Genomic DNA, 25,456 nt, shown 5'->3' with positions numbered 1-25,456 from the left:
TCACGCTCCTTGCCGGTCAGGCCGCGGGAACGGCCACTTCCGCGTGCTGCTCCACGTCGAGCACCACCTTCAGCGCACCGGTCTCGCCTGCCTTGGAGAAGACGTCGTACGCCTCTTCCATGTGGTCCAGCGGGAAGGTGTGGGTGACCAGGTGCCCGGTGGGCAGCCGGCCGGCGGCGGCCATCCGCAGTAGGGTGGGGGTGGAGCAGGTGTCCACCAGCCCGGTCGTGATCGTCACGTTCTTGATCCACAGGTCTTCGAGGTGCAGCGTGGCGGGCCTGCCGTGCACGCCGACATTGGCCACGTGCCCGCCGGGGCGGACCATGCGGGTGCACATCTCGAAGCTCTCCGGCACACCGACCGCCTCGATCACCACGTCCGCGCCGAGGCCGTCCGTCAGGTCGGCGACCAGCTGACCGGGAGCCTCGTGGACGTCGGCGACCGCGTCGGCGCCCAGCCGATGGGCCGCCTCCAGCCTGGCCGGGGCCAGGTCGACGGCGATGATCCGCTCCGGGGAGAACATCCGGGCCGTGGCGATGGCCGCGAGTCCGATCGGACCCGCGCCGACGACGGCCACCGTGTCACCGGGACGCACGTGCCCCTTGAGGACGCCGACCTCGTAGGCGGTCGGGAAGATGTCGGCGAGCAGGACGGCGTCCTCGCCGCGCACGGCGGCGGGCAGCGCGTGGACGGACAGGTCGGCGTAGGGGACCCGGACGTACTCGGCCTGGGTGCCGTCGACGAGGTGGCCGAGGATCCAGCCTCCGCCGCCCCGGCACTGGCCATAGGCGCTCTCCCGGCAGAACCGGCACCGCCCGCAGGAGGTGATGCAGGAGACCAGCACCCGGTCCCCGGGGCGTACGGTGCGCACGTCGCTGCCCACCTCGACGATCTCACCGACCGCCTCGTGGCCGAGCACCGTGCCGGGGCGTACCTCGGGCACGTCGCCCTTGAGGATGTGCAGGTCCGTCCCGCAGATCGTCACCGCGTCGACCTTCACGATCGCGTCGGTCGGTTCCTTGACGGCCGGGTCCGGGACGTCCTGCCAGGACGCCTGTCCGGAGCCGTGGAAGACGAAGCCCTTCATCGCGTCGTTCACCCCTGTTTCGGTCTGTCGCGGGGCCAGCGATCCGGCGCGTACGTCGAAGACGCGGACCGGGCTCCGGCACGGTGCCGTGAAACGCCCCGCGCCTACAGGCTGCGCGGTGGCCGGGAGTCTGCGCTTGGGCCGACCGGCCCTGGACGACGACCGAGCGGTGCTGGTCGATCCCGGCAGGAGCTCCATGGGGACTTACGGCCTCCCCCAGCCCGGAAACCGGGCCCCAGGCGGCCCGTCGTAGGGGCCCGTCGGCCCCTGTGGACGCAGGTCGGACGGAGCCACTGTTCGCAGGAGACACCAGGACGAGGAGGTGTTCCGTGATGAGCACCACGCAGCGGCTGTGGCGGTGGCGGAGCAATCCGCTGCGGCGGCACGAGGACGTCGTCGAGGCCTGGATCGTCCTGGTGGTCTGGGTGCTCGCCGTGCTCGGCGGTGCCCTGGCCGGACTGGTGACGGCCCGCGCCGCCGAACACGAGTACGCGGAACAGCGCGCTCACCGACACGCCGTCCGAGCGGTCCTCGTGTCCGACGCGCCGCGCGACCTCACGACGGACGGGTCGCCGGACGGCCGTGTCCAGGGATCAGTGCGTTGGACGGCACCGGACGGCACCTCACGCACCGGGCACACGCTGGTGGACGGAGGCCTGAAGGCAGGAGGTCGGGTGACGGTCTGGCAGGACGACCGGGGCCGCCTCGTGCTGTCGCAGCCGACGGGCCGGGCCCAGGGCCATGTCGAGGCGGCTCTCTTCGGGGCCGCCGCCGTCCTCGCCGTCGCGGTTCCGGTCTTCGGCGCGGGCGCGGTCGCACGAGTGCAGCTCGACCGGCGCCGCATGACCCACTGGGACCAGGACTGGGATCGCGTGGGACCGCAGTGGGGTCCGAAGCCGGGGTGAACCGTGCCGGCCGAGGTCGAGGTCCATTGCACCCGTTGAGCGGCACTACGGCTCTCCACAGGCAAGCTGGAGGCGAGTTCATGAACGAGTCGCTGTCTCTCGGTCGGATCGCCGGCGTGCGGGTCGGCCTGCACTGGAGTGTTCTGGTCATCGTCGTGCTGGTGACGGTCGCTCTGGCGCGCGGCGAGTTCCCCACCGCCCATCCGGGCCACTCCGCCATCCAGTACTGGGGGCTGGCCGCGCTGACCGCGGTCGTCTTCCTCGCCTCGCTGCTCGCGCACGAGGTGGCGCACGCCGTGGTGGCCCGCCGCAACGGCGTGCAGGTCGACGGCATCACCCTGTGGATGCTGGGTGGCGCCGCACGGCTGCACAGCGAGGCAGCCACGCCGGCCGCGGAACTGCGCATCGCCGCCGTGGGGCCGCTCACCAGTCTGTTGGCCGGTGGTGTTCTCGCCGGCCTCGCCGCGGGGCTGGACGCACTGCACGCCTCGGGGCTGGTGGTCGAGGCAGTCGCCTGGCTGTCCGCGATCAACATCCTGCTGGCCGTCTTCAACGCGCTGCCCGCGGCCCCGTTGGACGGGGGACGTCTGCTGCGGGCGTTCCTGTGGCACCGCACCGGCGACCGGTTGCGGGCCACCCGAGGGGCGTCGGCGGCGGGCCGGGCCCTGGGCTGGTTCATGGTGCTGACCGGCTTCGCGGCCGTACTGCTCGGGCACAACCTGTCCGGCCTGTGGCCCGCTCTGATCGGCTGGTTCCTCATCAGCGCGGCGACCGCCGAGGTCCGCCAGGCCGAACTGCGGGGCGTGCTGGGCGGTGTCCCGGTCAGCCGCGTCATGGCTCCGGACCCGGTCACGGTTGCGGACACGACGACCCTGGCCGACTTCCTGGCCGAGGGACCCTTCGGTCACTACCGGCACTCGGCCTTCCCGGTGCTGGCGGCCGACGGCTCGGTGGTCGGCCTGCTCACCGTGCGACGTGCCCAGGCGGCACCGGTGCAGACCCGTGCGACCACGACGGTCCGCGACGTGATGCACCCTCCCGGCGACATCGTCATCGCCGCGCCCGACGAGCCGGTGCTCGACCTGCTGCCGCGTTTGGAAGCGAGCCCTGTGCGCCGCGCGGTGGTGTTCGACGAGCGGCGCCTCGTCGGCATCCTGACCCTCGCCGACGTCACCCGCGCCCTGTCCTGGCCGACCGCGCCCCCGCCGGGCGGCGCGGCGCCGGCCCGCGCTACCCGAGGCATGCGTGACGCTCGGCTCGGTCGGCATCCCGATGGCGTGACCGCATGTCCTCTATTGCCAGGCGGGTTCGGGTACGACGGCCACTGGGCAGGCCGCGTGGTGGAGGACCCCGTGGGCGACGCGGCCGAGCTGGAGTCCGAAGTGGCCCTGGCGGCGCCGGGCGCCGACGACGAGCAGGCCGGCCCCACGGGAGGCGGCCAGCAGGGCGTCACGAGCGAAGCCCTCGATCGTACGGCGTCGCACGTCCAGGCCGGCCGGAACAGCTCCCAGCGCCTCCTCCAGCAACCCCGCGGCCCGCGCCTCCTGGAGATGGCCCGGCTCGCCGACGATCAGCGGGTGCGGGCGCGGCTCGTGCAACGGCCGGCGCCAGGCCCGTACGGCCTCCAGCGGGACTCCGCGCAGCACGGCCTCCTCGGTCGCGAACCGTACGGCGACCGAGTCCGCCGGCTCCTCGCCCACCCCCAGGACGATCCGGCCGTCATCCCCTCTGCGGACCTGATTGTCGTGGCTGCCGCGCAGCACGATCACCGGGCAGTGCGCGTGCGCGGCGACCGCCAGGCTCACGGAGCCGAGCAGTGCCTCGGCCACCGCACCGCGGCCGCGGCAACCGAGGACGACGGCCAGGGCGCTGCGGCTCTCGCGGATCAGGGCGTATGCGGCTTCCTCGGGCAGGATGTCGGTGGTGACCTTCCGGCCTGGTTGCCGACGGCGGGCGCGCCGCTCGGCGGCCTCGATGACGTCCTCGGCCATCACCTCCTCCGAGGGCTTGCCGAGGTCCTGTGCCAGGGCTGCGCCTTCGTAGCGTTCCCAGAGCGACGCGTACACCAGTCGGAGCGGCGCTCCGCGCACGGCTGCGTCGTCGGCAGCCCACTCCGCGGCTCTCAGGCTCGGCGCCGAGCCGTCGACACCGACGACGATGGGATGGTCCACGAACTCACCGAAGGCCCGTGCGGCTGATGCCTTCATGGGTTGTCTCCTCGGGGGGCTGCTGCTCAGGTGTGTGCGACGACCGCGACGGGGGCGGCGATGTGGTGGAGGGCGGAGTGGGTGACGTGGCCGATGCGGGCCCCGAACGGGCCGGTGCGGATGCGTCGGCCGACGACCACGAGGGAGGCGTCGCGGGAATCGTTGACGAGGACCTGCGCGGCGCTGCCGCATCGGCTCGCCTCGATCACATCGACCTCGGGGAACTTCTCCCGCCAAGGACGCAGCACCTTGCCGAGGAGCGACGCCTGCCCGCGGGCGAGTGAATCGTGGAATGCGGCGTCCGTCGGGAAGCCGTGGAAGGAGGTCGGTGGCTCCGGCCAGGCCTGGACGGCTCGCAGGGCGGCTTTCCGGCGGGCGGCTGCGTCGAGGGCGAACTCCAGCAGTGTGTCGTCCGGCTCACCGACGTCCAGGCCGAGCACGACCGGACGGAAGGGAGCCGCTGCGGAGGGCACTCCCGCCGGGTCCATCCGGTGCTCGTCGGCAGCCTGCTCGCCCGCCCGCACCAGTACCACCGGGCGCTCGGCGCGGGCCACGACGCCCAGGCTCACCGAGCCGACCACGAAGCCGCCGAGTCCGCCGAGGCCCCGCGAGCCCAGCACCAGCAGTTCGGCGTAACCGGCCGCTTCGCACAGGACGTCGGCCACGGTCCCCGTGAGCTGCTCGGTGGTCACTTCGATGCCGGGGTGGCGGAGCCGGATGCCGTCCGCGGACTCGCGTGCCAGCTGTTCGGCCCAGTGCCGGTAGCTGTCGAGATCGAGCAGGGGGGTACGGGCCACGTAGCGGGGCGTCGGCTCCTGCACGTGCACGATCTTCAGTGGCAAGCCGCGCAGCAGCGCTTCGCGCGCCGCCCACTCGGCCGCGCCACGGCTCTCCGGTGAGTCGTCGAGGCCCACGGTGACCGTTCGGGACATCGTCTCCACCTCCCGGTCCGGAGTGACTGATATCAGCGTGCCGGTGTCCTGCCGCCCGCAGCAGGGGCCACACGGCCCGGTCCGGGGCCGACCGGACCTCCGCCAGGTCACGACGGAGGAGCCGCTCCGGGGCCGGGTGGCCCCTGGCAGGCCACTGCCCTCGCGGCACACCCTGGAAGGAGCTCGATGTAACAAGCGGCGTTCTTACGGAGTCACCATGTACGGCACCCCGCACACCGTCAGCGACGTCATGACCCAGACGGTGGCCGCCGTCGGCCGACGGGCTCCCTTCAAGGAGATCGTGCAGCTGATGCAGGACTGGCAGGTCAGTGCCCTGCCCGTCATCGAGGGCGAGGGCCGGGTGGTCGGCGTCGTCTCCGAGGCCGATCTGCTGCCCAAGGAGGAGCTCCGGGACGACGCCGACGCGGGCTACCTCCAACTGCGTCAGCCCGTCGACGTGGCGAAGGCCGGCGCTCTCACCGCCGGAGACCTCATGTCGTCCCCCGCTGTCACGGTTCCGGCAGACGCCACGCTCGCCGAAGCCGCGCGCACCATGGCGCGTGAGGGGATCAAGAGGCTGCCGGTGGTGGACGGCGCCGGCTTGCTGGCGGGCATCGTCAGCCGGGCGGACCTGCTCACGGTGTTCCTGCGCGCAGACGAGGACATCGCCGAGGAGGTCCGGCGCGAGATCACCTCGTATCTGTGCGCACCACCGTCGTCGGCTGTGCGGGTGGAAGTGGACGACGGTGTGGTGACGCTGACCGGCCGGATCCGTGACCCGGCCGTCGTCCCCGTGGTGGCGCGCCTGGTCAGGGCGGTCGAAGGCGTCGTGGACGTGGAGTTCGACCTGACCCGTGACGGCGGGGCGCAGCAGCGACAGAGAGGCTGATGCCGTCCGCTGACTGGGGCCGGTCGGCCCTGGTGCAACCGGCGTCCACCGTCGATGATCGATTCTCCAGGCAGTCGGCAGCCGTCCGCGGAATGAGGTCGCCATGGCCGAGACACGTACCTTCAGCGCGCAGAGCCCGATCCGCGTGTTCCTGCTCGACGATCACGAGGTGGTTCGACGCGGGCTGACCGACCTCCTCGACGCGGAGCCGGACATCTCCGTGGTCGGTGACGCGGACACGGCCGAGCACGCGCTGACCCGGGGCCCGGCTCTGCGCCCGCACGTCGCCGTGCTCGACGTCCGCCTCCCCGACGGCGACGGAATCACGGTCTGCCGTGAACTGCGCGACCGGATGCCGGACCTGGCGTGCCTCATGCTGACCTCCTTCGATGACGAGGAGGCCCTGCTGGACGCCATCATGGCCGGAGCCTCCGGATACGTGCTGAAGCAGATCAAGGGCTCCGGCCTGGTCTCGGCGGTGCGCACCGTCGCCTCGGGCCAGTCGATGCTGGACCCGGCGACGACCGCACGGCTCATGCGGTCCCTGCGGTCGGACCCGGCCGAGGTCCCCTCGCTGCCCCCTGAACTGGCCGGACTCTCGCCCCGGGAACGCGACATCCTTGCGCTTATCGGTGAAGGTCTGACCAACCGGGAGATCGGCGGGAAGCTGTATCTGTCGGAGAAGACCGTCAAGAACCACATCTCCCGGCTGCTGGCCAAACTGGGCGTGCAACGCCGGGTGCAGGCGGCGGTCCTCGCTTCCCATCTGGACCAGCATGGATCCCCCAGCGCGGAAGACCGCTCCCGCAGCTGAGAGCGCCGGCGGCGATCACCATGTCCGACGTCACCACCACCGACCTCTACGAAGTGACCATGGCCCTGTCCTACCTCAGGGAGGACATGCGGGCGCCCGCCATCTTCAGTCTCTTCGTCCGTGACCTCCCGCCCGGCCGGGGCTTCCTGGTCGCCGCGGGGCTGGAGTCCGCCCTGGACTTCCTGGCCGACTACCGCGTGGAACGGGAGGACGTCGAGGAATTCGCGGACGCCCTGCACCGCCCTGTCCAGGACCTCGAACCGCTCCTGGGTCTCTCCTTCGACGGTGAGGTGCGCGCCGTACCGGAGGGCCGTCTGGTGTTCGCCGGTGAGCCGCTGCTGGAGGTGACCGCCCCGCTGCCGCAGGCGCAACTGGTGGAGACCTACCTGCTCAACCAGTTGTGCCACCAGACGGTGGTCGCGTCCAAGGCGGCGCGCTGCGTCCTGGCCGCCGCCGGACGGCCGGTCGTGGACTTCTCGCTGCGCCGCACCCACGGCCCGTGGGCGGGCCTGCAGGCCGCCCGACTGGGTGCCCTGGTCGGGTTCGCGGGCACGAGCAACGTCGCCGCGGCAGTGGCGCTCGGCATCCCGGCCTCCGGCACCATGGCCCACTCCTACATCGAGGCGTTCTCCGGCGAGGAGGAGGCCTTCCGCGCCTTCGCTCGCGCCCACCCCGGCCCGGTCACCTTCCTCGTCGACACCTACGACACCGAGGAGGGTGTGCGCATCGCCGCCCGGGTCCTGGCCGATCTGCGGCGCGGCCCCGGCTGCGCGATCCGCCTGGACAGCGGCGACCTCGAAGCACTCGCACGGCGGGCACGCGCCGTCCTGGACGCCGCCGGGCTGGCCGAGGTGCGGATCGTGGCGAGCGGCGGACTCGACGAGTACGGCGTGGACCGGCTGGTGCGCGCCGGCGCGCCGATCGACGTGTACGCGGTGGGCACGCGCGTGGGCGTGGCCGCGGACGCGCCGTTCCTGGACGCCGCGTACAAGCTCGTCGAGTACGACGGCCACCCGGTGATGAAACTGTCCTCGGCGAAGGTGACGGCCCCTGGCCGCAAACAGGTCTTCCGCCGCGCTGGACGGCCCGACGTGATCGCGCTGGCGGAGGAAGACCTTCCGGAGTCCGCTCGGCCCCTGCTGCGCACCGTCATGCGCGGCGGACGGCGGACATGTTCTCGGAAACACTGGCGGGACGCCCGCAGACGCTTCCAGGAGGACCTGGCCGACCTGCCCGTGTCGGCACGCCGGATCCATGACCCCGAACCGGTCCCGCCGGAGCGGTCCGCGGCACTCGAGCGGCTGACCGCCTCGGTACGCGCCGACATCGATGCCCGGCCGGGCTCCGGGCGGCCTGTCGCGTCCACGGGCACACACGCGCGCTGACCTGGTTCGTTGACGGAGGAGGGTCAGCCGGCCCGCCGTGGGGACCAATGGCCCCTGTCAGACCGGCCGGATCGGAGCCTTCCATGGAATCGACGGCGATGGCCCTCCACGCCGCCGGAGGCAGGAGGCTCCTGGGATCGACCACGGCACGCCGGCACGAAGGGAAGACACCGTGACCGCACAACCTCCCGATGTGGAAACCGTCACCGCGCTCGTGGCGGACGCCGCCGCGGCGCCCTCGCTGCACAACGCCCAGCCCTGGGCCTTCCGCTACCTGCGGGACATCGGCGTCCTGCGCCTGTACGCCGATCTGGCGCGCGCACTGCCGCGCACCGACCCCGAACATCGCGGCCTGCACATGGGCTGCGGTGCCGCGCTGCTCAACCTGCGCGTGTCCGCCGCGGCGGCCGGTCTGGCGCCGCTCGTCCGGTTGCTGCCCGAGGCTGCCTACCCGGAACTCCTCGCCGAAGTGCACCTGTGCGGCGGAGGACCGTCCGACGGGGCGCTCGCCCAGCTGGGTCCTGCGATCCGGCGCCGGCACTCCAGCCGACTGCCGTTCCGTGACGATGCGGTACCGCCGGCAGTGAGGGAGAGCCTCTGTGAGGCGGCCGACGCGGAGGGCGCGCAGCTGCTGTTCCCCGGGGCCTGGCACGTGCGGTCGATCCTGGACCTGGTGCGGGACGCCGAGGGCAGAGAAGCGGTCGACCCGGAGATACGCCGGGAGACGGCGCGGTGGACGCGCACGGAGCCGTCGAACACCGCTGGGGCGGCCGACGGCATCTCCGGCGAGGCGTTCGGCCCGCGGCAACGTGGTACCTCCACCCCTGTACGTGACTTCGCCGTCGGCCGGCCGATGCCCGGGCGCGGCTGGGCTCCGTTCGAGAAGAACCCGAACATCGCTCTGCTCGGTACGGCCCGCGACGAGCCGGTGGACTGGCTGTGCGCCGGTCAGGCACTGGAGCGGGTCCTGCTCCGGGCCACCACCGACGGACTCGTCGCTTCGGTCACGTCCCAGCCCCTGGAGTGGCCCGAGCTTCGGTGGGTCGTCCGCGACCCCGTCTCGGCCATGGCACACGTGCAAATGGTGATCCGGCTCGGCTACGGCCCCGCAGGCCCGGCGAGCCCCCGGCGGCCGGTGGCCGACCTGCTCGACGTCCTCTGACCCGCGTCCACCGCGGAGCGAGGAGTGGCCGCATGAAGGTCGTCGAGGTGATGACGGCTCCCCCGGTGTGCGTGGCGTCCCACGTGCCCTTGGCCGAGGCGGCCCGGCGGATGGCCGAGTGCGCCGTCGGCTCCGTCCTCGTGGTCGACGAGGGGACACTGCGCGGCATCGTCACCGACCGCGACCTCGCCGTGCGCGGCGTGGGAGGCGGCCTGTCGAGTCAGGCGCGGGTGGATGAGGTCATGTCATCGCAGGTCGTCTCGGTGGAACCCGGCGACGACCTTCAGAGGGCCTATCTGATGTTCCGCAGCACAGGCGTCCGCCGGCTTCCGGTGCTCGACGGGGGCCGGGTGGTGGGCGTGCTCACGATCGACGACCTCTTCCTCGACGTCTTCCGGCACCTTGCCGACCTGCTCGGACCGGTCGCCTGGAGCGTCCTGCACGAGCCCCCGGGCCCTCCTGCGGAGACGGGGGCATGAAGTCGCCACCGGCTCGACAGCGAACGGCCACCGCGTGCGAGGCCGGGCCGGTGCCGTCACCGCGCCCGGAACAGCGGGACGCCTCGTCCGTCCCCGTGGGCGAGATCATGCTGCCCGCAGGCACCGTGGTCGCCACCGTCGTTCGCGACGGCCGGCCCACCGTTCCCCACGCCGAGGTGGAGCTGATGCTCGGCGACGAACTCCTGCTGGTGTCGCACAAGGCTACGGAGCAGGAGATCCACGCGGCCTTCCAGTGATCCGGGTCCTCACGGCTTCGGGCCGGGATCCGCGTCAGTCCTTCTCGCAACGTACGATCACGACCGGGCAGCTCGCGTGCTGCGACACGTGCTGGCTGACGGAGCCCAGCAGGGCACGCGCGAACCCTCCCCTGCCCCGGCTGCCGACGACCAGGACCTCGGCCCCTTCGGCGGCCCGCAACAGGACGTCGGCCGCGTTGCCGTGCACCACGTGCGTCCGCACCGAGCCGGCCGTGTCGGCGCCGAGCACGTCGGTCAGCTCCTGGCTCATCTTCTGGCGCGTCTCGTCCTCGTCGACGTCCATGTCGACGGCCGGCCCCGACCAGCCGTACAGGCCGGGAAGCTCCCATACCGCGACTGCCTCCACGATGCCGTCGACCAGGCCGGCGTACCGCACGGCCCAGCGCAGGGCCTCGTACGAGGACCGCGACCCGTCCACACCGACCACCACCCGGCGCTCGGAGGCATCCTTGTCCATGCGTCCCACCTCTCCTTCGGCGCGTGCGCCCACCGGGCCGGTCCGTCACTGCTCTCCACGCTGCGGGACCCATCGCCGCACCGCCAGCGATACGCATCCGGCGGCATGACGGGCGACGCTGCCCACAGCGTCCGTAACGCGTCACCCAGCTCTGATCAACCCGCTCCCCCTCCCGATCCCACCGGCTCAGGCGGCGACGGTCGGGGGTGCGCTGGCAAGGCGATGGCCACGCCGACGAGGACGGTCATGACCCCATGGGCGTGGTGGCCGTGGCCGTCTGTCCGGCGGCCCACGCCGCCGACGAGAGCACGGCAAAGGCGACGACCGTCAGGAACGCGCAATCTGCGCTGAAACCGGTCCAGTGGGTGATGGCATTCCTGTCACCCGTCGATATCCGTCGCGTAGGGGTCCTACGGCCCGACCTGCGTGCCGTTCACCCCATGAGCGGACTGTTCCAGCTGCCGGTGCACCGGTGGAGCCGATTCGGCCCGACGGTGGTCACTGCCGTTCCGGTACGACCGCGACGGGGCACTGGGCGTGGTGCAGGAGTGTGTGGCTCACGCGGCCGACCTGAAGTCCGAAGTATCCCGTTCTGCGCCGTGCACCGACGATCACGAGATCCGCGGCCGCCGACCCGTCCACGAGAACCTTGCCGGCCGGTCCTTCGAGCGTCGCCGGTCGCGTCCGGACATGCGGATGCTCGGCGATCGCGGCTCTGAGCAGGGCGTCGACCGCGGCGGAGGCGTGCTCCTCGTAGGTGTCGTCCGGTCCTCCGGCCCGTATCCGGTCGCCGCTCCCGTCATAGGCGGGCCTGCGCCAGGCACGCACCACGTCGAGGACGCAGCCCCGCACCTCGGCCTCCCGGAAGGCGAACCGCACGGCCTGCGTGCTCAGGCCGGCGTCGCCCAGGCCGAGCAGGATCCGCTCATGCGCACCCGCAAGACCCGCCCGGTCGCCCCGGATCACGATCACCGGGCAATGTGCCCGGGCGGCGACCGCCAGCCCGACGGACCCGAGCAGCAGCCCTTTGAGCTCGCCACGGCCCCGCGAACCCGTCACCAGCGCGAAGGCGTCGTCACCCGCACGTACGAGAGCAGCCGCCGCGTCCTGCGGAACGATGTCCGTGCTGACCTTCACCTCCGGGTTGCGCCGTTCGGCGCGGTCGGCCGCCGAAGCGACGATGTGCTCGGCCAGCACCTGCTCGGAGGGCCGTCCGGAACCCACCGAGGGCAGGCCGGCCTCGTAGCGCTCCCACAGAGAGGCGTACACCAGCTTGAGCGGAACCCCATGACGGGCGGCTTCGTCCACAGCCCAGTCGACCGCCGGCAGGCACGCGTCCGATCCGTCCACGCCCACCACCAGAGGAAGTGTCATGGTCCCCACCGCCTTTCATGGGGCCGCCCGCAGCGTGCGGCATGGGGGGTGAACTTCACCGTCGCACCCCGTGGCCGTGGTCGCGAGGGCGCTTCGGCTCAAGCCGGGGGACCTTCGGCCCCACGGGGCTCGTGTTCCTGTCCGTGTGCCTGCTGAACGGAGGCGGCGATCCGGTCGCGACGGTACTGGGCTCGCCCGACCCTTGTACCCCCGGTGATCGAGCAGAGCGTCTCGTTCAGTTCGTGCATCGTCTCCGCGCCGGAAGACCGCGTGGGCGCGGGCGAGGGCTTCTTCGGGGCTGCGCTGTTTTCCGGGGTACCCGAACATGGAGGTTCTGTTCGACATCACCTTTTACGCGGGCCTCGGCAAGTCAAGGTTCGCCGAACTCGCGTCGGCCGGCGACGAGGTGATGGGCCTGCTGCTGCCCGTGGCCCGCTGGCTGCCGCCGAATCCCGACGAAGCGTTCGCCCTGTTGCTGGGCGTTGCCGGCGCCGCGCACGGACCTGCCGTGCTCCTTCGCCAGGCCTGTTCGGAGTGAGAGGCGGCGCCCTCGCCGCCACGGAGGAGAAGGCGGCCCGCACGGCCCGGAACATCACACGGCACCACCACGTCTGAGCGCCTGACCGTGAGGCCCTCCGCACGCACCCGTCGACCCGGCACGGGCCCCGCCGGCCGTTCTGTTGACCGGAACACACTGGAACCGCGCCGGCCGTTTGACTTCCCTGGATGGGAGACGAGTCGTCGGCCGGTGCCACACGGCACCCGGCACCCGGCACCCGGCACCCGGCACCCGGCACCCGGCACCCGGCACCCGGCACCCGGCACCCGGCAAGTAGTAGACGCCGGCGGGGGGCTTCAGGTTCACCGCTGGTCGACCGCAACTGCTTCCCGGGCCGGATTCCCCTCCCACCGCGCCAGAGGCGGCACTTCCTCACCCTTCATCAGGAAAGTGTCGGCGTCGAGCCGTGCCCGGTCGCCGATCCTGGTGCCGTAGTGGACCAGGGTGTTCACGCCCAGGGTCACACCCGCACCGATCGACACGCGATCGCACTTGAATGCACCGTCCTCCTGCGAGTGGCATTGGATGACGGAGTTGGCGTTGAGGATGCAATCGTCTCCGAGGTGGACCAGGGTACGTTCGGTGATGATGCAGCCGTCGTCGAAGACCCGGTGGCCCATCCGTACACCGAGGAGTCGCCAGACCATGGGCTTGAACGGTGTGCCGTTGAACGCGTGCATGTAGTGGTGGGACGAGAGCTTCCAGAAGCGTTCGTGCCGCCAGAAGTCGGGGTCGTAGATCGAGCAGTACAGCGGCTTCACCGGCTGGATCCGTATCACGGTCCGCTCGACCAGCGTGAAGTACACGACGGTAAATACCCAGGTGAGCAGAGAAGCGAGCACGAACGACGCCACGCCGATGCTGTGGTAGAGCTCCACCGCGGCCATGGTGATCAAGGTGAGAACGAAGAAGTGGAACCAGCGCACCAGCAGGTGCATGCTGGCGGTGAGTGTGTTGTGCCTGTTCTTGGCGGCGAGGCGACGGCGCAGCTCGTCACCGTGTGCCAGATGATCGAAGCGGGCGTCTCGCATCACCGAGCGGGGGATCTCGAAACAGGGGGAACCGAGCAGCCCCACGCCTTCCCGCTCCGGCCCGTCGATAGGGACCATGACCTTCGTCGCCAGCAGGCAGTTCTCACCGGTCCGGCCACGTGGGGGGTAGACGATGCGGTTACCGAGGAAGTTGTTCGGCCCGATGAAAGTGGGGTTGAGGCGGAAGGAGGAGCTGGAGAAGTCGACGTTGATGATGGACAGTCCATCGGCGATCATCGTGCCTCTGCCGACCGTGCTCAGCTGTGGGATGTCGTGCTTGACGAGCGAGCCGAAGTTCGACCCGGTCTGCTGGACCCGGCACAGGTCGTAGCCGACGCCTTGCAGGTAGTGCACGATCGCGGAACTGTCACCGAACAACGTGGTGAAGAACTTCACGTTGGTCAGCCGTGTGATCGCGCGTTGGAGGCTGTGGTGGATGCCGTAGAGCGGGTACGTTCTGCCGGGCTCGATCGCGAGGCTGAGCAGCCGGGGAAGGGTGCTCACCAGAAGCAGGGCCGCCACGATGCCGCCGAAGAAAGCCACCAGTGACGCGACGAGCGCCTCGACGTAGAACGCGGGATGGGTGAAGGCCAGCGGTCCCGGCGTGAACACCGCGTTCAGCCGGGGCACCGCTGTCAGCACGAGGCTCACACCGGCCAGCGTCAAAGGAAGGTAAACCAGCACCAGACCGAGCAACTGCGACAGGCTGTAGAGCACCCTGCGGCGGGCGCTGCACGCGGCGGGCTCGACGGCGCGGAAGTCCGTGGTCGTCGGCTGCGCCGGCGTGCCGTGCCATGACTGACCGGCCGGGATCGTCTGCCCTGAGTGCAGAGAAGAGGCATGGCCCAGCTGGGAGTCGTCGCCCATCGATGCCCCGATGTCGATGACGGCCTGCTCGCTGACCGTCGCGTTCCTGCCGAGCACGACGTGCCCCGTCTCGATCCAGCCGCCCTCCGCCCGGTAGCAGGCGATCAGCGCGTCCTTGCGGACGACCGTGCCGTCCCCGATGGACAGCAGGTCGGTGCAGACGGGCACGGTGCGGGTCAGGATGGTGACGCCTTTCCCGATGTGCGCGCCGAGCGCCCTGAGGTACAGCGCGTAGAGCGGTGACCCGGTGAACAGACGCACCGGACTTGCGCGGATGAGGGACTTCACGCACCAGAAGCGGAAGTAGGCGGCGCTCCATATGGGGATCTTGCGCGGGGTGAAGCGGCCGACGAGCATCCACTTGGCGGCGATGGGCAGCGCGCAGCCACCGAGGAAGAGCACCGCACTGCAGAGGACCGCCCGCAGATAGACGCCGACCGTGCCCGTGCCATCCACGGTCCACTCGTAGCCGAGGACGGTGATCGTGGCGCCGAGTGCCGAGAACAAGAGGAAGGCCAGGAGCTGTGCGGTCCCGCAGAGCGCGTGCTGCCGCGGGCCTGACGCAGGTCGGGGGACTTCTTCGGAGGCGAGGTCGGGCCCCGCCGGGACGGGCGAGGAAGTTCGCGTGGGTGTCGGCGCGGCTGCCGGTGACTGGACGTTCCCCGCGGAGCGGGGGAACGCGGCGGCCAGGGATCGCACCGTCGAATGCCGGTAGATGTCCTTCATCGACACAGTCGGAAGGTCGTCGCGTTTGCGCACGCGGGCACAGAATTGGGCCATCACCATGGAGTCGGCGCCGAGCTCGGAGAAGAAGTCGCCCTCCACCGGTACCCGCTCGATACCCAAGACCCCGGCCAGGACACCGGCCAGCTGTCCTTCGGTGTCGGCGGCGGACGCGTCGGTCGGGGAGTCGGCCGTGCCGCCGGTGGTGGCGGGTGCCCGTGCCGGGACGCTGTCGGTGAAGGCGGCGGCCAGGCCCCGGATCGAGGGGTGCTGGTAGATGTCCTTCATCGACACAGTCGGAAGGTCGTCGCGTTTGCGCACGCGGGCACAGAATTGGGCCATCACCATGGAGTCGGCGCCGAGCTCGTGGAAGAAGTCGCCCTCCACCGGTACCCGCTCGATACCCAAGACCCCGGCCAGGACACCGGCCAGCTGTCCTTCGGTACCGGCCGCTCGGTCAGGCGTCTCGGCGGCTGGGGTTTCGGAGCCCATCTTCCCATCGCCTCCTGTCAGGTCCGTGTTCAGTGGGCGCTGTATACCGTCGTTCTCAGGCTCGGCACGGCGGGAGTTCGGGCAGTCACGGAACGTGTCCAGGAGTTGTGTTGGGTGCTCCTCTGAACAGGTCCCGTCCGATCGCCGGCCGGCCGACCAGCGCGCGCGGCAGCCGCCAGACCACGCTGCGGAGGTCCAGGGTGGCGGGGGCGAGAACCAAACTGGTCGTGGACATAGGCGTAAGAAGGTCGTTCGAGGCCGGTGACGTAGATGACGTGGCCCCGAGGTGGGACCTCTCCCATGTTTCCAGGTTGCTGAGAAGATCGCCGCTTCAACCGCCCGGCAGGTGTCCGTAGCACCCCCGCCGATCGGCGGTGATCGGTGGCCAGGTGGTTGGGGGTCTGGCCCAATAACCATGCAGCACCCGCATCCCGATCTCGCGTCTGGGCCGCTGAAGCTTCCATAGGTGATCAATCGGACACTCCAGGGGGTGGTGCTTCGGCTGCCCCGGCTTCTGCAGGGCAGGGTGTCGCCGACATGCCGACGGCGGAGCCCGGGTACGTGGCTCCCGTCGTGCACATTGCGCCGTTCGGCCTGCCTCCGCAGCCGGTTCGCCCCTCCTCGTATGTGCCGACGCGGCCCGAGGCGGCCCCCGCTGCCGTGCCGCTCATCGCCCACCAGGAACTGCACCCAGGTGAGCCGCGGACGATCGGCGACTACCAGCTGCTCGGCCGGATCGGCGCCGGGGGAATGGGCACGGTCTACCTTGCCCGGCGAGAGGGAGCAGCGACGCAGGTAGCGCTGAAGACCATCCACCCCGAACTCCAGGGCAACGTCGATCTGCTGCGCCGATTCCAGCGCGAGTCCGAGGTGCTGTCCATGGTCTCCGGTGTCTACACAGCCCGCGTCCTCGACTCCGGCATCGACGCCGGACGGCCTTACTTGGTCATGGAGTTGCTGGACGGGCGACCTCTCGACGCATACCTGGGGGAACAGGGGCCGATCCGCACCCCCGACGCACTGCGGGCGCTGGCGCTCGCACTGGCCGTGGCGTTGTCCGGAATCCACCCGCTGGGCCTGGTCCACCGCGACCTCAAGCCCGCCAACATCATGCTGACCACGGCCGGCCCACGCCTGCTCGACTTCGGCATCGCGGATCTGTTGGACGGCACCAGGCTCACCCGCACCGGCGCCGGACCGGGGACCCTGGCGTACATGGCGCCGGAACAATTCGGAGAGGAGCGCGTCGGGCCGGCCGCCGACGTGTGGGCATGGGCCTGCTGCGTCATCTGCGCTGCACACGGCACCAGTCCGTTCGCGGCGACCAGTCCAGGCGCGGTGATCCGCCGAATCGTGGACACCGGTCCCGAGCCTGCCGCGCTGACGGCGGTGCACGCCCTCGCCCCGGAGCTCGCAGCCGCCGTCGGACGGGCACTGATCACCGACCCGGCGGGCCGACCGGCGGACGGCACGGCCCGGGTGAACCTGCTCACGTCCCAAAAGAATCCTCTTCGCGAGCCGGTGGAGGAAGTCGCCGCGGCTGCCCCGCGGCGAGGCCCTCGCCCGGGCGGACGGCGGCAGGACGGAACGCGGCCGGACGGGACTTGAACGGACGCATTCATCGAACGCTCCCGCCACCAGCACAGTCCCGGACCTTGAACGCCTGGCGCGGCAGCTGCTCGATGTGAAACTGGTCCAAGGCGGAGGCGAGGGAAAGACCCCGTACGACGCATCCTCGCTGGCCCGTCTTCTGGCCGAAGCGGACAGACGGCGCCCCCGCCAGATCGACACCAACCCGGCCCACAGCCTCGACGGCTGGGCGGAGCCGGTCGCCCGCCCTGTGTTCGTCGAGCTCCCCTGGTCTGCCGAGGGCAAGCCGCGGCGCGCAGCTCGTCCGCGACCTTCCGCCGGGTCTGCGCAGCGTCCAAGTACCGAAAGTCTCCGGCCGGTAGTTCTTCGTGGCCTGGCCCCTCGTACAAGTGGCCAATTATACGCCCCTTTGTGGCGAGCACGTCCGAGATGCGTCATCCGGACCGCATGGGCTCGACGGGGCCAGTTTCGGCCTTCACTTCGCTTCGCACGTTTTTTCGGTCGCCATTCTCTGAGTGCCGGAGAATAACGCGGATCACGATGGACGCGAAGGGTTCTGCTGGTGGCAGCGAGACTCCAGGGATAGGATATCGCGCGCTGCACGCGATGGCGGTCGGTGACGTCGGGGGGCGAAGGCACTGTGATTGAGCTGGAAGAACACGCGACCGGGGCGGTCCTGCCTGAGGTCGTGAACGCACGTTTGCTCTTCCTGACCTGCGGCGCTTACAACTCACCCACAATTTCCTCGCATGATCACCGCAAAGCGGTCCACGCACCAGCAGTGGGCACCTTTTCTTCCGTGCCGTTCGCTTCGTTTTCACGACAAGAGAAGTGTGGAGTGTGATGCCATGAACCGACTCGGCAGAGACACGCGCCGGTTACCCTGGAAGCTCGCGGAGCCGCCGACGCGCATAGCGTTATCCGTTCTTTTGCTGGCAGGCGGCGCCGTAGGAGCGACGGCCGGACCGGCCTCCGCCTCGGCCGCAGACGGCACGCTGACGGTTCAGGTGCTGCGCGACTTCTTCGGCACCGGCGTGATCAACACGACGATGGACGTGCCGCAGCGGGGCATGAAGGTCAAGGTCTCCGACCCCGAGGGGCACGTCGTCAACGGCGTCACGGATGCCACCGGAAAGGTCGTGGTTCCGCCGTCGACCGTGCTGAGCGGCGGCCGGTACCGCGTCGACGTCAGTGTCCCGGCGCCGTACGACGGCTATCTGCGGGCGGCGCCCGCGTCGACGAGCGAGAACCACTTCGACAGCTTCACGTCGTTCGTGGACGTGTCGGACGCGAAGAACGCCTCCGTGGTGACGGGGGTGTGGGATCCGGCCGACTACGCGCTGCCGGACTCGCGGTACTTCGTGCCGGTCCACAGCGGCGCCAACAGCACCGACAACCGGGCGTTGGTGGCGTTCGGGACGAAGGTCCGGGGCACGTGTCCCACCGATGTGGCGTGCCCGGCCACGCTGGCCACGCAGGACCAGGTGGGCACCACGTTCGGGTTGGCGTACGACACGAACCGGACCCGGCTGTTCCAGAGCGCGTTCGCCCGCCGGTACGCCCCGTACGGGCCGCAGGGCGGAGGTGCGATCTACACGGTGCCGGTCAACGGCTCGGGTGCGCCGAAGCTGTTCGCGCGCGTACCCGAGGCCACGGTGACGGCGCACGACACCGCCAATATGATCAAGGATGCCGGGTTCACCGACGCACCGGGCAAGGAAAGCATCGGCGGCCTGGCCCTGTCGGAGGACGGTTCCACGCTGTACGCGGTGAACCTGCGGACCCGCAGCCTGGTGAGCTTCGACGCGACAGGGGCCACCGCCGCAGCGCCCAAGTCGACGGTCCCGATCCCGGATCCGGGGTGCGCGAGCCCCGACGACTGGCGGCCGTTCGGTCTCCAGGTCCACAACAACACGCTGTACGTCGGCGGCGTGTGCAGCGCGGAGAGCACGCAGCAGCGCGCGGACCTGAAGGCCTACGTCTCCACCTACGACGGCAAGCGGTTCACCACGGTACTGAGCCACCCGCTCACGTACGAACGCGGCAGCGTCTTCGGTTCCGGCGACAAGGCCACCCACTGGAACCCGTGGAACACCGGCCTGGACACGTGGGACGACCGGAAGGCGGGCAACGTCTTCATCGACCCGCAGCCGGAGCTGTCCTCCCTCGCCTTCGGCCGCGACGGCTCGATGATCCTGGGCTTCCGCGACCGGTTCATGGACGTGCTCAGTTGGGGAGGGCTGGACCCCCGCCCGGGGAACGACACGGCGGAAAACGGCATGTCCGGTGGTGACATCACCATGGCCTGCGCCACGCCCACCGGTGAGTACCAGTGGGAAGGCACCGGGAGCTGCCCCAACCACGCCACCCCCGCCAACAGTGGCGGCCAGCCCGCCGATGTCGTCGAGTACTTCCCGGGCGACTCCTTCGCCAACGCGCATCAGGAGACCGCGCTGGGGTCGGTGGCCTACATCCCCCAGCAGCAGTGGGTCGTCAGCACGGAGTTCGACCCGGTCGTCAACGTCGCGACCTCGGGGACCGGGTACCACGACATCACGACCGGTGAGGGACCGGGCAACAACCCGACCGCCAACGGCTTCCAGTTCGTCAGCCGGGAACAGGGCGGGTTCGGCAAGGCCGGCGGGCTCGGTGACATCGCGTACGCCGCGGCGAACGCGCCGATCCAGATCGGCAACGTCGTGTGGTTCGACGGCGACCACAACGGGATCCAGGACCCGGGGCACGTGCTGCTGCCGGGTGCGACGATCAACCTGCTCGACGAGGACGGCAAACAGGTCGCCACGACGAAGACCAATGCCGCCGGCGAGTACTATTTCGGTGGTGTCGGCGCCGCGTACGAGCTCACACCGGGCGCGAAGTACACGGTGCAGTTCAACGTGTGCACCGCGGACACCAGCCAGGTGCCCGAGCAGCCCCCGGCGAGCCGGCTGAGGTTCACGCTCCCGCGGGCCGGTGCCGACCGTGCGCACGACTCCAACGTGACCCCGCCGACCAGCGGACCGTTGTGCAACGGCTACGCGCCCGTCACGGCGCCGGAGAAGCCGGGCGGGGTCGACCACACGATCGACGCCGGGGTGTACATCTGGAAGAAGGCGCCGACGCCGACTCCCACCCCGACGCCGACGTCCACCTCGAAACCGACGCCGACGCCGCCCGGGGGCTCCACGCCTCCGTCGCCCGCGCCGTCTGCCAACCACCCGGCCCCGGCCGGTGGGGGCGGGGGTTCGATGGCGAACACCGGTACGTCCGGGCTGGCGGAGATGATCGGCCTCGTCGGTCTGCTGGTGGGTGCGGGCGTGGTCATCGCGTTCGTGGCCCGGCATCGTCGCGCCCGGCAACACTGAACAACCGCACAACAGTGATCCGCCCATCCGCCATCCGGACGGCGCGGACGGGTGGATCACGTCACGGCCGGTCCACGAGGGCCGGCCTTGGCGTGGTCCGCCACCGGACTGCCGAGTGCCGCCGCGAGGCCGCGGCGGCAGGACGGCTGGTGAGGGAAGGATGAAGCGGAGAGTGTCAGCGTCGAACCGCGTGCGGAGCGTGAGGACCCGGCGAGCCCCTCAGGGCCGTCCGGCCGGCCGGCGCCGATGGCCGCGGTCGCGCCGGGGCGCGGCCGTCATAGGCGTCGTGGCCGTCGCCATGGCCGCCTTGGCCGCGTTCCTGCTCGCCGACGGCGGCTCCGGCGCCGGCGGTCCGCGCTCGCTGACGACGGATGAGGCGAACCGGCTGGCGATCACGCGATTCCGTAACTACCAGGCGCAGGGCCGCGCGGTGACGATCACCGTGCCGGGCACCGCCGGCGGGCTGACCGTCACCGGGTCCGTCGACTATCGGCGCAAGGTGGGGTACGGCGTGGTGCACGGCACCGGGCGCGACCGGTCCAGCGACGGGCTGATCCAGTGGACGCCCACCTCGGTGCACGTCCTCCCGATGGCGGACGCCCCGGCGCACGCACCCGCGTCGCCGCCCCGCTCGGGCTGGTACGACCGTGGGCTGCTGGCGTCCGGCAGCGCGCTGGACACCTCCCTGTCCATCGCGCTCGGTCTCGGCGGGGACCGGCCGGACAACGCCGAACTGCTGCCGCAGAACGGCGCCGCCTGGTGGGGGCGGGAGCAGGTGGACGGGCACCGGGTCGACGTCATGACCGGGCCGTCCTCCCCCGACCGCTCCGGTACGGCGGGCAACGTGCGTTACTGGATCGGCTCCGACGGCACCATGTACCGGGTCCGCGTCAGCGTGGGTTCGCAGCCGGAGCCGGTAGTCATCGATTTCGACACCCACAAGTACGTGCCGGTCAAGCCGGTACCCGGCACCACCCCGGCCCGGTAGCCGCTGATCAGGACGTCTGCACCCGCGCGTGCGCGGCGAGCAGCGACGCCGGCGGCACCCGGATGCCCTCCGTCTTCGGCAGGGCCGGGACGGGCGGGACAGCGGTGGGGCCCGCGGTGGCGGCGTCGGGAAACTGCGGTTGCGGAGCGGGCGCCGCGACCCCGGTGAACGGGATGCCCCCGGGTGCCGTCGGCGCCGTCCAGGTGCCGGCCGGCGAGGAGGACCGGGCCGGAACCGGGCAGGCCGCGGTCGTCGTGAGCCGGGCGGGCACGGTGGTGCGCAGATCGTTGCCCCGCAGGCAGTTGGCCCGTCCCCGCGTGGCGGTGGGGAACGTCCAGCCGACGTCGACGCCGTTGCCGGTGAACGTGTTGTCCACGATCTGGTTGCCGACCGGAGGTATGTCGGCGGTCGCGGTGATCACCAGCCCGGCGTTGCTGTTGCCGGCGATGCGGTTGCGGATGAACCTGTTGTCACTGCCGCCGTCGATGCCGACGCCGGTGCCCCACCCGCCGTCGGCCTGCTCCGGGGTGGCCGTCTGCTGGTTGGCGGCGATCAGGTTGCCGGCGATGACGGAGCCCTTCTGCGGGAGCAGTTTCTCCTGGTGGTCGGAGTTGGTGGTGAGCCCGACCCGGTTGCCGACCAGGCGGTTGCCGACCACGTACATGTGCTCGCTGGCGTTGGTGCCTTCGTAACCGACCGCGTTGAGTTCGGCGACGTTGTCCCGCACCACGATGTTGCAGGGCTTGCACTGGCCGACGTAGATCCCCGAGTCGGCGCCGCCCGACGCGTACGAGTGCTCGATGACACCGTTCCGGGCGGAGAACGCGTAGATGCCGTACAGACCGTTGCGGGTCGCGGTCACGTGGGAGACCAGGAACGACTTCAGGAAGGTGACGGGCTCGTCGCCGGTGTCGTAGCCGCCGCTTCCCCCCGGCAGTCCGGCGGCCGCCTTCGCCGAACCGGTGACCAGGACCCCGTTCTGTGTGTTGTTCCGCACGGTCAGGTTCTCCACGGCTACCCCGGGCGCCGAGACGACGACGCCGTTCGGCTGCCGCAACCGCCCGTCGATGACGACCTTGTCCCGGGACAGACCGCGAAGGGTGATGCGTTCCGTGCCGATCCGCACCGACTCGTGGTACACGCCCGGCGCGACCAGCACCAGGTCACCGGGCCGGGCCAGGGACACCGCATCCGAGATCGTCGGGGCGTCGGCAGGTACTCGGATGGTCACCTGCGCACCGGCCGGACGCCGGCCGTTGCTTGATCCGCCATCGCCGCCGCAGCCTGCCACCAGTGTCAGCGCGCCCACTGCCGCTGCCAACACACGAAGAGCTAATCGAGGCATGATCCCAGTCTGGCATGACGTCCAATTCGACGCCGGAATCGCGGGTTTGACCGGCACTCACGCTTCGGGTGTGGCACTCTGCACCCCATGCGCCGAGCCGATCATCACCCGTCACGCCGCAGGTTCCTCGATGTCACCGGCGCCATGATGGCCGCGGGTCTGACCGCCGGGTGCACATCGGACTCCGCCCAGCCAGGCCGGCACGCCCCTGCCCCAGGGGCCACGCCGACGCCGGTTCCGGCGACGGGCCGTCATCAGGCGGGCATCACACTTCCCCAGCCGGCCCAACCCCACCTGCTCGCCGTGGTGGCCGACCTCGACGCCACCGCGGCGCCCGGGCCGTTACTGGCCGAACTCGGCCAGGCCATCCGCGCACTCACCGCGGGGACCGACACACGGCTGCTGGGACTGCCGCCGGGCGACCTCACCGTGACCGTCGGCGTGGGCCCCCGGCTGGTGCGCGCGGCCGGAGCCTCGCTGCCCGGCGCGGCCGACCTCCCGCGATTCTCCCGCGAGCGGATCGCCCGGCAAGCACGCGGCGGTGACCTGCTGTTACAGATCTGTGCCAGCGACGCGGTGCTCCTGCCGGTCGTCGCCGCCGCGCTCCTGGACCACGCCGGTGACCGCGTCCACGAACGCTGGCGGCAGTCCGGACACCGCGGTACGAACGTGTCCGTCGGCAACGGCCTCACCGCGCCGCGCAACCCGCTCGGTTTCATCGATGGCATCGTGGGCCCGCACACGACCGCCGAACAAGAACGCGACCTGTGGCTGGCCGGGCCCCCCGAGGTCGCCGGCGGCACCCTCGCCGTACTGCGGCGTATGGAACTCGACCTGCCGCGGTTCGCCGCCCTGTCCGTAGCCGAACAGGAAGCGGTCATCGGGCGGCGCCGGGCCAGCGGCGTCTCCCTCTCCGGCGGCACCGCCGCCTCGGGCCCGGAACTCGGGGCCAAGACGCCGGACGGGCGCTATCTCGTCCCCGCGGACGCCCACGTGCGCAGAGCGCACGCCACCGTGGTCGGGGTCGGCCTCATGCTCCGCCGCTCCTACAGCACCGACCAGCCCGCCACCGGCCTGCTGTTCACCAGCTTCCAGAACGACCTGCGGACCTTCACCGCCACCCTCACGCACATGGAGACCTCCGACGCACTGCTGCCCTTCACCACCACGACCGCGAGCGCGACATTCCTGATCCTCCCCGGCTTCGATCGGCAACACCCGCTCGGTTCCCAGTTGTTCGGCTGATCACGGCTCGGCCGCTTACTCCGCCGGTGACCGGGGAACGGAGCACAGGGCCGCGACGCTGCGCTGCTCTCGGCCCTCCCGGGGTCCGCCGCCCGCCTTGCCCACCTTGGCCATGGAGACGATCGCCCAGCCCGGGTCCGGGTCCAGCTCCTTGGAGAGCCCTTCCAGGTCAGAGGCCCGGAACTGGTGCGCGGCCAGGCCCATGGCCTGGGCCTGAACAGTCATGTGGGCAACGGCCTGGCCGAGGTCGCGGTCCGTTGAACTCGGAGTAGAGCAACTGCGTGTCATCGACGCACCGGCGCGTCAGCGTGACGAGGAGCAGGCCCGCATCCGTCGCCCAGCGGGCCGGGCTCGGCGCGAGGTGCGGGAGCACCCGGTCGTGCTCCGGCTCACCGGCCGCTGCCGATGAGGAAGCCCCACGGCTGGGAGTTCCCCGCCGACGGTGCCCACCGCGCGGCTTCCAGCAGCAGACCGAGGGCGTGGGATGCCGGTGCGGTTGACATAGAGGATCGCGTTGACGATCTCCCGCAGGTCGTGGACCCGGGCTGCCGTTCCGGGCCCAGTCCGTCTCGCCCACCAGGCGGTGAAGACTGGCTCGATCAGGGCCCAGCGGGCATCCCTAACTACCAAGCACGCGGATCAGATGCCCTCTTATGGAGCGGGGCAAAGGGGTCAGTGGTGGCATGGGTCTCGTACGGGCCATCTCCGGGGCTCTTCCCGATCCTGCATCCGATATGGGTCGCACCTTCGAAACGGATCCGCGAACTCGTCCGCCCCGACGTCCTCATCCTCGACGATTTCGCCATGCGACAGCTTTCCGCAGCCCAGGCCGACGACCTCTACGAACTCGTCTCCGAGCGGCAGGGACGCTCGCTGATCATCACCAGCAACCGGGCGCCCAGCGACTGGTATCCCCTCTTCCCCAACCCCGTCGTCGCCGAGTCCCTCCTGGACCGGCTCATCAACACCAGCCACCAGGTGATCATGAACGGGCCGAGCTATCGGTGGATGGCGTTGCGGAACTGCTCGGGCAGATCGACTTTCCGGCCCTCCTGGCCGACCTGCCGACAGACGAAGCCGAGGCCGCCGCCTTGATCGGCAACGGCGCAGACAAGATCGTCGGTGGTCCGGCCGGCAGCCGGGACGCGGCCCGGCGGGCCGCGGGCACGGACGGCCAACGGCACGCGGACGGGCAGCGGCACGCGGGCTGGACAGCGGCAGACGGCGGCGCCCAGGGAGGCGGGGGCGGACGGTGGAGGGGCCGGACCGTGCGCGGCACGGC

Annotated in this window: 20 protein-coding genes and 3 pseudogenes; 14 read left to right on the top strand and 9 right to left on the bottom strand. The window is 70.9% G+C overall.

Annotation, left to right across the window (positions count from 1 at the left end; genetic code table 11):
* Positions 1-16: 16 nt before the first annotated feature.
* On the bottom strand, positions 17-1,087 hold the full coding sequence (locus ABZV94_RS01455) for a zinc-dependent alcohol dehydrogenase family protein (protein ID WP_356336249.1): 1,071 nt from the start codon (positions 1,085-1,087) through the stop codon (positions 17-19).
* A gap of 332 nt (positions 1,088-1,419) precedes the next feature.
* On the opposite strand from ABZV94_RS01455, the gene ABZV94_RS01450 reads away from it, so the two are divergent.
* Positions 1,420-1,992, top strand: a complete 573-nt coding sequence (locus tag ABZV94_RS01450; RefSeq protein ID WP_356336005.1) for a hypothetical protein — start codon at positions 1,420-1,422, stop codon at positions 1,990-1,992.
* An 80-nt stretch (positions 1,993-2,072) separates the two neighbouring features.
* A pseudogene (locus ABZV94_RS01445) lies at positions 2,073-3,164 on the top strand (site-2 protease family protein); the annotation flags it as partial.
* A gap of 120 nt (positions 3,165-3,284) precedes the next feature.
* Here ABZV94_RS01445 and ABZV94_RS01440 read toward each other — a convergent pair.
* Positions 3,285-4,199 carry a universal stress protein gene (locus ABZV94_RS01440; protein ID WP_356336247.1) on the bottom strand — a complete coding sequence of 305 codons (915 nt, stop codon included), beginning with the start codon at positions 4,197-4,199 and terminating at the stop codon, positions 3,285-3,287.
* A 26-nt stretch (positions 4,200-4,225) separates the two neighbouring features.
* Complete coding sequence (locus tag ABZV94_RS01435; RefSeq protein WP_356336003.1) at positions 4,226-5,131, bottom strand: universal stress protein; 906 nt, start codon at positions 5,129-5,131, stop codon at positions 4,226-4,228.
* A gap of 217 nt (positions 5,132-5,348) precedes the next feature.
* Between ABZV94_RS01435 and ABZV94_RS01430 the strand changes: the two genes are divergently transcribed.
* The 6 genes from ABZV94_RS01430 to ABZV94_RS01405 all read left to right on the top strand — a co-directional run bounded on the left by ABZV94_RS01430 (position 5,349) and on the right by ABZV94_RS01405 (position 10,117).
* Entirely contained in the window at positions 5,349-6,020 is a 672-nt protein-coding gene (locus ABZV94_RS01430) for a CBS domain-containing protein (protein WP_356336001.1), read from the top strand.
* Between the two features lie 103 nt (positions 6,021-6,123).
* A complete protein-coding gene (locus tag ABZV94_RS01425) occupies positions 6,124-6,834 on the top strand; it encodes a response regulator transcription factor (RefSeq protein WP_356335999.1) in 711 nt (236 codons plus the stop codon).
* 20 nt (positions 6,835-6,854) lie between these two features.
* Positions 6,855-8,219, top strand: a complete 1,365-nt coding sequence (locus tag ABZV94_RS01420) for a nicotinate phosphoribosyltransferase (protein WP_356335997.1) — start codon at positions 6,855-6,857, stop codon at positions 8,217-8,219.
* Positions 8,220-8,391: 172 nt separating this feature from the next.
* Complete coding sequence (locus ABZV94_RS01415; RefSeq protein WP_356335995.1) at positions 8,392-9,381, top strand: nitroreductase; 990 nt, start codon at positions 8,392-8,394, stop codon at positions 9,379-9,381.
* Positions 9,382-9,413: 32 nt separating this feature from the next.
* The gene (locus ABZV94_RS01410) at positions 9,414-9,860 is read left to right on the top strand and encodes a CBS domain-containing protein (protein WP_356335993.1); all 447 of its coding nucleotides are present in this window, start codon (positions 9,414-9,416) and stop codon (positions 9,858-9,860) included.
* The gene (locus ABZV94_RS01405) at positions 9,857-10,117 is read left to right on the top strand and encodes a hypothetical protein (protein WP_356335991.1); all 261 of its coding nucleotides are present in this window, start codon (positions 9,857-9,859) and stop codon (positions 10,115-10,117) included. Before ABZV94_RS01410 ends, ABZV94_RS01405 begins: the two co-directional genes overlap by 4 nt.
* A gap of 34 nt (positions 10,118-10,151) precedes the next feature.
* On the opposite strand, the gene ABZV94_RS01400 is transcribed toward ABZV94_RS01405, so the two are convergent.
* Positions 10,152-10,595: a universal stress protein gene (locus ABZV94_RS01400; RefSeq protein WP_356335989.1), complete on the bottom strand. Its 444-nt coding sequence runs from the start codon at positions 10,593-10,595 to the stop codon at positions 10,152-10,154.
* A 498-nt stretch (positions 10,596-11,093) separates the two neighbouring features.
* Positions 11,094-11,969, bottom strand: a complete 876-nt coding sequence (locus ABZV94_RS01395) for a universal stress protein (protein ID WP_356335987.1) — start codon at positions 11,967-11,969, stop codon at positions 11,094-11,096.
* Positions 11,970-12,294: 325 nt separating this feature from the next.
* Here ABZV94_RS01395 and ABZV94_RS01390 point away from each other — a divergent pair, with 325 nt between their 5' ends.
* A complete protein-coding gene (locus ABZV94_RS01390) occupies positions 12,295-12,507 on the top strand; it encodes a hypothetical protein (protein ID WP_356335985.1) in 213 nt (70 codons plus the stop codon).
* Between the two features lie 323 nt (positions 12,508-12,830).
* On the opposite strand, the gene ABZV94_RS01385 is transcribed toward ABZV94_RS01390, so the two are convergent.
* On the bottom strand, positions 12,831-15,641 hold the full coding sequence (locus ABZV94_RS01385) for a Pls/PosA family non-ribosomal peptide synthetase (protein WP_356335983.1): 2,811 nt from the start codon (positions 15,639-15,641) through the stop codon (positions 12,831-12,833).
* 537 nt (positions 15,642-16,178) lie between these two features.
* Here ABZV94_RS01385 and ABZV94_RS01380 point away from each other — a divergent pair.
* From ABZV94_RS01380 to ABZV94_RS01370, 3 genes are all read left to right on the top strand, one after another.
* Positions 16,179-17,249, top strand: a complete 1,071-nt coding sequence (locus ABZV94_RS01380; protein WP_356335981.1) for a serine/threonine-protein kinase — start codon at positions 16,179-16,181, stop codon at positions 17,247-17,249.
* An 830-nt stretch (positions 17,250-18,079) separates the two neighbouring features.
* Complete coding sequence (locus ABZV94_RS01375; RefSeq protein ID WP_356335980.1) at positions 18,080-20,596, top strand: SdrD B-like domain-containing protein; 2,517 nt, start codon at positions 18,080-18,082, stop codon at positions 20,594-20,596.
* Between the two features lie 307 nt (positions 20,597-20,903).
* Complete coding sequence (locus ABZV94_RS01370) at positions 20,904-21,584, top strand: hypothetical protein (RefSeq protein ID WP_356336246.1); 681 nt, start codon at positions 20,904-20,906, stop codon at positions 21,582-21,584.
* 7 nt (positions 21,585-21,591) lie between these two features.
* Here ABZV94_RS01370 and ABZV94_RS01365 read toward each other — a convergent pair whose 3' ends face one another.
* A complete protein-coding gene (locus ABZV94_RS01365) occupies positions 21,592-22,929 on the bottom strand; it encodes a right-handed parallel beta-helix repeat-containing protein (protein ID WP_356335978.1) in 1,338 nt (445 codons plus the stop codon).
* An 87-nt stretch (positions 22,930-23,016) separates the two neighbouring features.
* On the opposite strand from ABZV94_RS01365, the gene ABZV94_RS01360 reads away from it, so the two are divergent.
* Positions 23,017-24,174: a Dyp-type peroxidase gene (locus ABZV94_RS01360; protein WP_356335976.1), complete on the top strand. Its 1,158-nt coding sequence runs from the start codon at positions 23,017-23,019 to the stop codon at positions 24,172-24,174.
* A gap of 15 nt (positions 24,175-24,189) precedes the next feature.
* Here the strand turns inward: ABZV94_RS01360 and ABZV94_RS01355 are convergent.
* Both ABZV94_RS01355 and ABZV94_RS01350 read right to left on the bottom strand, forming a co-directional pair.
* A pseudogene (locus ABZV94_RS01355) lies at positions 24,190-24,677 on the bottom strand (nitroreductase family protein).
* Positions 24,655-24,804 (bottom strand): annotated as a pseudogene (locus tag ABZV94_RS01350) (transposase); the annotation flags it as partial. The pseudogenes ABZV94_RS01350 and ABZV94_RS01355, both read right to left, overlap by 23 nt.
* Positions 24,805-24,978: 174 nt before the next feature.
* On the opposite strand from ABZV94_RS01350, the gene ABZV94_RS01345 reads away from it, so the two are divergent.
* The gene (locus ABZV94_RS01345; protein ID WP_356335974.1) at positions 24,979-25,269 is read left to right on the top strand and encodes an ATP-binding protein; all 291 of its coding nucleotides are present in this window, start codon (positions 24,979-24,981) and stop codon (positions 25,267-25,269) included.
* Positions 25,270-25,456: the final 187 nt, after the last annotated feature.

It is taken from the genome of Streptomyces sp. NPDC004658 (genome assembly GCF_040609555.1).
Taxonomy (GTDB): Bacteria; Actinomycetota; Actinomycetes; order Streptomycetales; family Streptomycetaceae; genus Streptomyces.
This window is presented reverse-complemented; position numbering and strand designations above follow the sequence as displayed.

Excerpts from the sequence above, each read along its gene's own strand:
- ABZV94_RS01450 (WP_356336005.1), top strand. The coding sequence starts at position 1,420 with ATGAGCACCACGCAGCGGCTGTGGCGGTGGCGGAGCAATCCGCTGCGG.
- ABZV94_RS01410 (WP_356335993.1), top strand. The coding sequence starts at position 9,414 with ATGAAGGTCGTCGAGGTGATGACGGCTCCCCCGGTGTGCGTGGCGTCC.
- ABZV94_RS01360 (WP_356335976.1), top strand. The coding sequence starts at position 23,017 with ATGCGCCGAGCCGATCATCACCCGTCACGCCGCAGGTTCCTCGATGTC.
- ABZV94_RS01430 (WP_356336001.1), top strand. The coding sequence starts at position 5,349 with ATGTACGGCACCCCGCACACCGTCAGCGACGTCATGACCCAGACGGTG.
- ABZV94_RS01365 (WP_356335978.1), bottom strand. The coding sequence starts at position 22,929 with ATGCCTCGATTAGCTCTTCGTGTGTTGGCAGCGGCAGTGGGCGCGCTG.
- ABZV94_RS01420 (WP_356335997.1), top strand. The coding sequence starts at position 6,855 with ATGTCCGACGTCACCACCACCGACCTCTACGAAGTGACCATGGCCCTG.
- ABZV94_RS01385 (WP_356335983.1), bottom strand. The coding sequence starts at position 15,641 with ATGGGCTCCGAAACCCCAGCCGCCGAGACGCCTGACCGAGCGGCCGGT.
- ABZV94_RS01455 (WP_356336249.1), bottom strand. The coding sequence starts at position 1,087 with ATGAAGGGCTTCGTCTTCCACGGCTCCGGACAGGCGTCCTGGCAGGAC.
- ABZV94_RS01380 (WP_356335981.1), top strand. The coding sequence starts at position 16,179 with ATGCCGACGGCGGAGCCCGGGTACGTGGCTCCCGTCGTGCACATTGCG.
- ABZV94_RS01405 (WP_356335991.1), top strand. The coding sequence starts at position 9,857 with ATGAAGTCGCCACCGGCTCGACAGCGAACGGCCACCGCGTGCGAGGCC.
- ABZV94_RS01395 (WP_356335987.1), bottom strand. The coding sequence starts at position 11,969 with ATGACACTTCCTCTGGTGGTGGGCGTGGACGGATCGGACGCGTGCCTG.
- ABZV94_RS01390 (WP_356335985.1), top strand. The coding sequence starts at position 12,295 with ATGGAGGTTCTGTTCGACATCACCTTTTACGCGGGCCTCGGCAAGTCA.
- ABZV94_RS01435 (WP_356336003.1), bottom strand. The coding sequence starts at position 5,131 with ATGTCCCGAACGGTCACCGTGGGCCTCGACGACTCACCGGAGAGCCGT.
- ABZV94_RS01375 (WP_356335980.1), top strand. The coding sequence starts at position 18,080 with ATGAACCGACTCGGCAGAGACACGCGCCGGTTACCCTGGAAGCTCGCG.
- ABZV94_RS01345 (WP_356335974.1), top strand. The coding sequence starts at position 24,979 with ATGCGACAGCTTTCCGCAGCCCAGGCCGACGACCTCTACGAACTCGTC.
- ABZV94_RS01440 (WP_356336247.1), bottom strand. The coding sequence starts at position 4,199 with ATGAAGGCATCAGCCGCACGGGCCTTCGGTGAGTTCGTGGACCATCCC.
- ABZV94_RS01425 (WP_356335999.1), top strand. The coding sequence starts at position 6,124 with ATGGCCGAGACACGTACCTTCAGCGCGCAGAGCCCGATCCGCGTGTTC.
- ABZV94_RS01400 (WP_356335989.1), bottom strand. The coding sequence starts at position 10,595 with ATGGACAAGGATGCCTCCGAGCGCCGGGTGGTGGTCGGTGTGGACGGG.